At 37.8% G+C, this 9,744-nt stretch carries 4 protein-coding genes and 1 pseudogene; 1 reads left to right on the forward strand and 4 read right to left on the reverse strand.

What is annotated here, in order from left to right; all coding sequences use genetic code 11:
- On the forward strand, positions 1–3,970 hold a 3,970-nt coding region (locus tag ACFIL7_RS01250; protein WP_375683257.1), incomplete at its 5' end, for a type ISP restriction/modification enzyme.
- An 895-nt stretch (positions 3,971–4,865) separates the two neighbouring features.
- Here ACFIL7_RS01250 and ACFIL7_RS01255 read toward each other — a convergent pair.
- The 4 genes and pseudogenes from ACFIL7_RS01255 to ACFIL7_RS01270 form a co-directional block, all read right to left on the reverse strand.
- Positions 4,866–7,360: pseudogene (locus ACFIL7_RS01255) on the reverse strand (DUF6990 domain-containing protein).
- 5 nt (positions 7,361–7,365) lie between these two features.
- Complete coding sequence (locus ACFIL7_RS01260; protein ID WP_375683258.1) at positions 7,366–7,836, reverse strand: SMI1/KNR4 family protein; 471 nt, start codon at positions 7,834–7,836, stop codon at positions 7,366–7,368.
- Between the two features lie 50 nt (positions 7,837–7,886).
- Entirely contained in the window at positions 7,887–8,456 is a 570-nt protein-coding gene (locus ACFIL7_RS01265) for an SMI1/KNR4 family protein (protein WP_375681059.1), read from the reverse strand.
- Between the two features lie 64 nt (positions 8,457–8,520).
- The coding region (locus tag ACFIL7_RS01270) for an HNH/ENDO VII family nuclease (RefSeq protein WP_375683259.1) at positions 8,521–9,744 on the reverse strand (1,224 nt) is incomplete at its 5' end.

Consider the following 9,744-nt stretch of genomic DNA (forward strand, 5'->3'; position numbering starts at 1 on the left):
GATCATCTGTGATGAAGCCCATAGAACGACTGGAGCTTCATTGGGAAGTGAAGACAATGAATCAGAATTTATCAAGGTTCACGATAACAGCATCATTCGGGGCAAAAAACGTCTGTATATGACAGCAACGCCGCGTATCTTTAGTGACACTGCTAAAAGGCGGGCGGATGAGATCAATGCTGTTTTGGCATCTATGGACGATGAAACCCTTTATGGCAAACAACTTCATCATTATACCTTCGCGGAAGCTGTCGATAATGAACTTTTAACTCCTTACAAGATTGTGGTCTTGGGTATTAATGAAACCTATATCACACCAGCCATACAGGAGATTATTGCCAATGAAAACCGTGAAATTGATTTAGATGATGCGGCAAAAATTATTGGCTGTTATAGAGCACTTACCAAAATAGATAAGCAAGCGGCTGTTGATGATGATGATACAGAGCCCATGCAATGTGCTTTAGCTTTTTGCAAAGACATTAACACCTCTCAATATATAACAAAGCTCTTTAATAAAATTATCAAATCTCATATTGATGATTTCCTTCAAACCGTTCCCTTTCTAAACTGTGAAGTAAGACATATTGACGGAACGCAAAGCGTCAAAAAACGCAATGAGGAATTGGATTGGCTTAAAGAAGATGCGGGGCAAAACGTTTGTCGGATCTTAAGCAATGTTCGGTGTCTTTCAGAAGGGATTGATGTCCCTGCTCTTGATGCCATCATGTTTTTACACCCGCGCAATAGCCAAGTGGATGTGATACAGGCAGTAGGGCGTGTGATGCGTCGTGCTCCAAATAAAAAAACGGGCTATATCATTTTACCCATTATCATTCCTTCACACTTAGAAGCCAAAAAGGCTTTAAAAAACAATAAGAGATACCGTGTTGTTTGGCAAGTTTTGCATGCTTTACATTCTCATGACGAAAGGCTTGCTCGGACAATTAATCAGATGTCTTTAGGACAAGATAGCAGCCATACGATTGAAATTATAGAGATTAAACGAGCCAATGAATTAAAAGAGCTTACCACAACGGTTGATGAGATCTCGATACCATCCAAAACAGAAAGTTCTGGACGTGTCATTGGAACAGCAGAAAGCAAATCTCAATCGGTATCTGGAGGACAAGGAGACCTATTCCGCCGTTCTGAATTTTTTGATTTTGTCAAAGCCATTTTTCTGGATAGTTTTAAAATCACGGATTATTGGGGCATTTGGGCGAACAATGTTGCTGAGATTGCTCAAAACCATATCACGCATCTTCAAAACCTGCTTGCTGATGAAAACAGTGAAGCCTTTCACGCCTTTGATGCCTTCCATAAGGAATTACAAAACAACGTAAACAGCGATATTAAACAAGAGGAAGCGATTGAGATGTTAGCGCAACATCTTGTCACGCGTCCCGTGTTTGAAGCTTTATTTTACGGTAATGAATTTGTACAGAACAATGCCATTTCGCAAGCCATGGACAAGATCTTAAGAGAACTGGATAAAACGAACATTGAAGAAAAAACCAAAGATCTTGATCAATTTTACAAAAGTGTCACATTCTGTACAGCAGGTATTACAGAAACTCATGCAAAACAGAATCTTATTATCAAACTTTATGAAAGTTTTTTTGCCAAGGCATTTAAGAAAACCACGGATAAGCTTGGGATTGTTTATACACCCGTTGAGGTTGTTGATTTTATCATTCATTCTGTTGATGATGTGTTGCGTAATGAGTTTGGAAAAAGCTTGGGGTCACGGGGTTTTTCTATTCTTGACCCTTTCACTGGAACAGGGACCTTTATCACACGGCTATTACAATCCAATCTCATCAAACCAGAGGATATGGAATATAAATTCCGTCATGATATTCATGCCAATGAGATTGTTTTACTGGCTTATTACATAGCAGCGATTAACATTGAATCGACCTATCATAGTCTGATGAAAGGGAATTATATCCCATTCAAGCATATTGGTTTGGCTGATACGTTTCGGATGCTTGAAAAACAAGATTTGATGAAAGGTTTACTAGAGGAAAACAGTGAATATTTAGAGCATCAAAAGAAACTGGATATTAAAGTTATCTTTGGTAACCCTCCTTATTCGGTAGGACAAAAGAATGAAAACGATAATAATCCCAATATATCTTATCCCATATTAGATGATCGTATTCGTGAGACTTATATAGCTAAATCGAAAGCAACTAGTACGCAAAAGTTATATGATAGTTATATCCGCGCTATCCGCTGGGCTAGTGACCGTATTGATAATGCTGGGGTAATCGGCTTTGTCACAAATGCCGGTTTTATTACTGGACATTCTATGGATGGTTTACGCAAATGCCTCGTTGAAGAATTTAGCAGCCTTTATATTTTCCATTTACGGGGTAACCAACGAACTTCTGGAGAACTTTCTCGAAAAGAAGGTGGTAAAATTTTTGGTTCTGGATCTCGAGCCCCTATAGCGATTTCCATTCTCGTAAAAAATCCAAATGCACAACAGCGTGGTAAGATATATTTTCGTGATATTGGAGATTATCTCACGAGAAAAGAAAAGCTTATAATAATAGAGTCTCTTGGTAGCATTGATGGTATTACACGGAGCAAACAAGGTTGGCAAATAATTACACCAGATAAGTACAGTGATTGGCTTGATCAACGTGATGACAGTTTCAAAACATTCTTAGCTATGGGTGTCAAAAAGGGGCATGATAAAAAGCTCTTTGAAACTTATTCTCTTGGTGTTTCAACCAATCGTGATGCTTGGACGTATAACTCAAGCCGTGAATCTGTAAAGAAAAATATGAATAACATGACTGCCTTCTATAATAATGAGGTAAAACGTTTAAATAATACCTATTCACATGCTGATCGTACAGCACGTGCAAAGGTCGTGAATGATTTCGTCAATTCCGATGTAAGAAAGATTAGTTGGAGCAGTACTCTTAAGAGAGAATTATTAAGAGGTAAATTTTCCGAATTTGAAGATAAATGCCTTATTCAAAGCCTATACCGTCCTTTTACACAACAATGGCTTTATTACAATAGCGTCTTTAATGAAGCAGTTTATCAAATGCCGCGTATATTCCCGATAAGACAAGCGGTTGATAATAAGGTGATACAAATTACAGGTATAGGAGCAAAGAAAGACTTTTCTGTATTGATGACTAAAGCTTTGCCTAATTTAGATTCAATAGAAAAAGGTCAATGTTTTCCACGCTATATTTACGAAGATACTACGGTTTCAAAAAGTAAAAGTGAGAAACAATCCCATTTATTTACGCATTCTACGGAGAAAAACACAACAGCTGGTTTACAGAGGCGTAATGCTATTACTGATGAGGGGCTAGAACATTTTAAAGCCGCTTATCCTAATGAAACTATCACTAAAGATGATTTGTTCTATTATGTTTATGGGATTTTACATTCAGAAGATTACCGTGCTCGTTATGCTGATAATTTATGCAAAGAATTACCTCGCATTCCTTGCGTAAAGAGTGCTGATGATTTTTGGAAGTTTGTAACAGCTGGGCGTGAACTCGGTCATTTGCACGTAAACTATGAAGATGTAGAGCCTTATCCCGTGATCTTTAAAAAGGGTAATCCAAAACAGACAGAAATCTCTAATCTCGAAAAATTCTATTATGTGACTGAAATGAAATTCGCAAAAGCAGGTAAAGAGAAAGATAAAACCACTGTTATTTATAATAACAATATCACAATAACAGATATACCTCTTGAAGCTTATGCGTATATCGTCAATGGTAAACCCGCTCTTGAATGGGTTATGGGGCGTCAATGCGTAAAGACTGATAAAAAGAGTGGCATTGTGAATGATGCCAATCACTATGCTGTTGAAACCGTTGGCAACCCTGCTTATCCATTAGAGTTGTTTCAAAGGGTTATTACCGTAAGTCTAGAAACAATGAAGATTGTTAAGAACTTACCAAAATTAGAAATAAGAGAAACTGAATAAGCTTATTAAAGCATGCTCACATAATGGGTATGATAAACTCACAACGGGTATAAGGTTTTATACCTATAGGTTCTATGCCCCTTTTATAAATTGCTTACATATAATCTTTAAAAGAATATTTTATATGCGTTATCATAAAAGATAAGGCTTTGCACTTTTTAACACTGTACTTTGGATTGCTTTAAGATTTTTAATAAATCCCATCTTAAAGTGAATACGCTTCTTTTACATTGCCTTTAAAAGATTATACCGTAATCTAAAATGATAGCTTTATTGTTATCAGAAGCTTTGTTTAAAGAGAGTTATGTATATTCATTTTCTTATATTACTTATAGGTTTTGAATGTTTCTCAAACCCCCAAAACACCTACAAAACCCTCTTAAATATATATTAAAGATTGTATTTATGTTTTGTGTTTAATATAGGTTGTTTATTTGAAAGATTAACTTATTGAAATATAATGACTTTTATTTTTTATTGAAAAATATGTAAAGGGGGGAGCGTAAAAAGCACCTCCAAAACCCCCTAAACCTCCAAAACTCATAACCATAATGGTCTTGATAGCATCTATTATGATTATAATCCCTTTCTTTTGAAAGGCTTAAAGGATCATATGCTTTTCATAAAGCACATTTTAATCATTCACTAAAATCATAAGATTCGTCTGTTAAATAAACAGACATAACCGATAAAATAGACAATAATCCATTAAAAGGGATTTTGATCATCTATGGAATAATTTTATAGATCTTTTTTTATAGGTTGTTTCCTTAAAATCTTGCACCAAAACCATGATCAGAGCCATACCACTGTTGAGTTTCTCAACTATGATCAAGGCTTTGGACCGCGCCTTATTTTCTAAATTTTTTGAAATCTTTTTGATATTTTTTAGGTGCTATTTCTTGTCTTTTTTTCCGATAAAATTGACTATTTTCTCTTTCCACGAGCGGGATTGCTCCTTGCTGATAACCNCAAGTGGTCCCCTGCCGTAAAGCTTTGCTGATAAGATTGTAAGGTCTCAACATCACCCAACAAAGCAAGAGCGCCAAGATGAAGTAAAGCATAATCCGTATTATCTGCTTTAGACGTGGCGCCTTTTTCCCAAGGAGCAGTGCCATAATCAGAGCGAAGTCTTTTAGAAAGGTCAATCTCTTTGACTGACCATTCTAGCGCATCATCAAGCGCCTGTGTTAAACGATCCGTAGTGACTTCTGGTTCAAAAATTTCTAATCCCTTAGCTTCAAAATTAAGCTGTATATCTGGAATATCTTCCGTGTGGGTAGGATCAATGAATTTACAAGCGGTGGAAAGAATGCCCGTGCTAATCAAAAAGGCGCTATCAAATTATGGGTAATCTTTGGCAATTTCGTCGTTATAAAGAATATCTACTTCACGATCAGCCAATTGATAGCTTGCCATATGGTCATTCTCATTGATTTTCTCGGTTGACCAGCCTAAGCTTTTCAAAAGTGTTGTCGCACTTTCCATGGTGAGACGATCATCAGTGTCATCCGCTTCCTCTGTCGCCTCAACAGCAATAGTTTTGGAAGCAACAGATGCTGTTTGGGAATCAAGGGACAAAATCGGAGCATTTTTTGGAAAACCCGCTCGATAACCCCGTGCAAGAGTAAGAGCGTTGTCAATATCATATTTTGTGATAGTATCTACAAAGCCTAGACGGTTTTTTCTTTGAAAACTCTCCTTATAAAACTTAAGTTTTTTGACATTACCAGTCAAAATAAGTGCAATAAGGTGAAATTCTGCAAGGAAAAATTCACTATTTGTTGGCAAAGCCGCATAATCATAGATGATTTGGTTGGTGTTTTGGTTATCAGCCCACTTAAGAATATCCACACAGATTTGCTTTAGTTTGCCTTCTTCAACTTCAACACTAGAAACTGTATAAACTTCTTCTGCCTCTTTGAGAGCTATATATTGAGGATTCTCGGGAAAAACACCCCTATGAGCAGTGGAAAAGGCAAGTGTTGAAAGTGAAGCCTTGAATATAACGATCGGTGTTTTTCCTTTTGTATCAAGGCTGTACATTATATTAATGATACGGTCTTTGCTTATAAAATAGGCATTACGATTATAATTTTTGTCGCGATAGACTGTCCAGTTCATCATTTTTAATGTTTCAGAAACTGTATTAAGGAGAGCTAAAGATTGTACATCAATACGTGCATCCGCCGCCTTTCGCTCCTTTAAAACGCTCAGATGTTCTTCAGCAAATTGAACAGCGTGATTAACATATTTTTCCACATCATCGTCATCCAAATGTTCAGAAATCGTACCTGCTTTTACGGCATTTTGATAGGATTTCAAGACATCAATTTGACCTGTTAATGCTAAACAAGCCAAATGCCATGGGATATCGGGACAAGAGCTATATTTTTGAACAAGCGCTTTGCTTTCTATCGCTGCCTCTAAATCCTGAGCACGCGCCCATTGTATCACCCGCTCAGAAATTTTGATAAGCTCCTGCTCATTTAATGTCTCTACACGAATATCAATTCCTTTATCAACACCACTAAAAACCCCTCCCTCAATCGTATTAAAAGACTGATAAATATTTGTAGCTGATATCTGCCTACATTTTCTACTATCGTGAATATAATGGCAAGCTACAGAAATATCTTCGTTGGAGATCCCTGCTTCAAGATGAACATTGTAATCATCATTTGGAAGACGTATAAAACCAAAATCAAATTGAATGAAGCGGTCGGGCAAAATCAGCCACATTTTTCCAGGTTCCATAACAAACCACCCTTGGGTTTTAAGAATGCGCGTTGCTGCTGTAAGACTCATCAAACGCTGTTTCGGTTTTTTGCGTGCTAAAATGTCATCCAATTCGTTATTTTTATACGCCTCAGCAAAAAAGATGACGCGCTCAACCTGTGTCATCTTTTCATAATCAGAAAACTCTGGTGTATATAATTGAGGTGTAGGTTTGTAATTCCTTAAAGCTTCGGTATCGCCGAGTAGAGCCTTTGCAACGAGAGAATGATTAGCAGCTTTTTCACGTAATTTTTTCTTAATATCTTGTGCTTGCGCCCAAGCTAACACTTTGTCTAAAGCTACCTTAACGTGGTTTTCAAAAAACTCCAGTGCTGTAACTCCAAAATTCTCTTCTGAAGAAATCAGCATAGCCTCATATTGAGGTTGAGATTCTTTACCGTTAGCATATTCACAGCCAAGACAATAAGCAGCAGTAGTAAGACTGACAGAAACCCACAATCTTCCGCTATCCCGTCCATAATCTATGACACCATAATGAATACGCACTATGCGATCGGGGAGGTGATAATAAGCAAACATATCACCCATTTCATCGCGATGGGGCTCCCAACCAACTTTTTTTAAAATCTCTGTTGCGTCTTTGGCTTGCATCGTCATTACCCCCCCCCAGCATGTTCCATAATTCTTTTACAGAGAAATTCATAGAAGTTACTTGCGTAATGCTCTGAATCTCCAGATGCAATTTCAACATAGAGTGGGCATTCACCATCCCAAAACTGAGAATAATCAAAATAAAATGTTTCACCAAAATCGGTTCTATTCACGGCAAGCTGATTTGGTTTTGCGAAACCATTTTTTATATCCGTCAAATGATAGAAAACAATATCACCAGCAGGACACTTATCAAAACTTGCGTTATAAATGCTAAAAATTTCATAACCTCCAATTTCTCCTCCTCCATAATTTTTTAAAAAACTTTTGTAGGACGAGGTGAATTGTAAACCAAGAGTTCTCTCAGCCTTTTCAATCAATATATCATCAGGTGCATCCTCTGCAGTGCCAAAGTCGATAACATCCGGATACTTATCAATTAATACTGCAACATCAGCTAAAGTATAGGTTTTCATAGATGATCCTCAGAACTTGCGTAACGCTCCATATTTCCTCACTATCAATTTCACCTCTTCCATAGTTTTTTCCAAAAACTCTTGTAAAAAGGGATAGGTTGCGGAGTGGGAGCGTTCTCAATCTTTTCAATTGGTTGGTCTCCATCAGGTATCTCTTCTCCCGCGCTTTCTTTAATTCTTTTACAAAGGAATTCATAAAAATTACTGGCGTAATATTCACAATCTTCAGATGGAAGCATGACATAAAGTGGGCATTCACCATCCCTAAACTGCGTATAATCAAAATAAAAGGTTTCACCAAAAGCAGCATCACAAACGATAAGCTGTTTTGGTGTTGCGAAACCACGTTTTCTATCATTTAAGTTTTGAAAAACAATATCATCAAAAGGAACACCTATAGGATGCTCATAAAGACTATAGATTTCTTCACCACCAATGTCCCCGCCTTTATAATGTTTTAAAAAAACTTTATAGGAAGATGTGAATTGTAAACCGAGAGCTTTCTCCGCCTTTTCAATCACGAGATCACCAACCGCATTTTCTTCAGAACAAAAATTGACAATATCACCTTCATATTTATCAACTAATTGTATAACATCATCTAAGGTATAGGTTTTCATCAATTATTCTCCATCAATTATTCTATAAATCTCTGTTTTTTCTCTTTTCATCAACCGTAGATCACTACTGCCGGTGCTCCTGTCCCCATCTGTCAAAATTTAGACCTATGATACCCCATTTCATATCAATTATTCCTCCTAAACTACTGTTTTTTTGTTCTCCATGCCCATTGCCGTATTCTTTCCAATATTCCTTTCTCTGCTTCTTAAACTTTTTTCTCTCTATAAGCGATTGATGTGTTTTTGGATTAGCATGAATAACAGAAGTATATTTTTTATGAAATTCATGGCTCATTTCCGCTAGGGGTCCATCGGGGGTTTGCTTTAGGTGATGCAACTCAACAGGCTTGCCATCAAACCCCATAGGTGCTCTTCCTGTTTTTGTCCTTTCAATATTGGTACCCCACACCTTTTTCTTCTTTACTGTCCAACTAACAATTTGGTTAGGATCAAACTGGTCGTCTCTCCGATAAACTGTGTAGGTCTGTCCAAATTTGCTATCGGTAAATTTAGTGGGTTTCTTTTTTAACCAAAGCTTTTTTTCTTTAGCAGCAAGTTTGGTCAGTTCTTTCCTAGCAGCTAGTTTGTCAGGATCTCCTTGAGCTGCAAGTTCTGCAAGATTTTTCTTGGAAGCGAATTGGGCAAAATCTTTCCTAGCAATGAATTTAATCCAAGCCTTTTCGCCAAGCTTTATGGCTCCCTTGGCTGCTCCAGCAACTCCTGTCATTAGGGATGCTGTTTCAGTCAATAATTTTCCAAATTCAAGTCCAGCTTTAAAGGATCCACCAGCACCGGCTCGCTCATATTCCTCCTCCATTTTATTAATGCGATCTACATAGGACTGTCCAAGGGTCTGACCAATTGTCGCCAAAATCTCACCACTGCTGAAAAAATCTTTGAGCGCTTTCAAAGTCTCTTTGGGATGTTTGGCTATTTGCAAAAAACCATCAACCGTATCGTATATTTCAGCCGGGACACCAGCTACCATACCTGCCGCAAAGCTTATATCTTGCCCTGTACTAATCGCAGTCCACTTCGCAGACACTTCTGCTGCACATAAAAAGTCAGGACACTCCTTTAATTCTTTCTCCATCTGAGCTTGTTGCGCACTGCTGAGGTAGTTATTTGCAGCGGCATTACCAGCGGCATCAGCGCCGGCATCAACATTGCCACCGGCAAGGGCAGCAGCAACGCCCCCAGCAGCCCGTGCAACATCAATGGTGTGGTCTCTAAAGTCAGCAAACTGCGCATCAATCTTTGCGTTTATACGCGCTTCCTCTTCCGCTGT

The sequence above is a fragment of the Bartonella sp. AP3QHHD genome (assembly GCF_042195765.1).
Taxonomy (GTDB): Bacteria; Pseudomonadota; Alphaproteobacteria; order Rhizobiales; family Rhizobiaceae; genus Bartonella.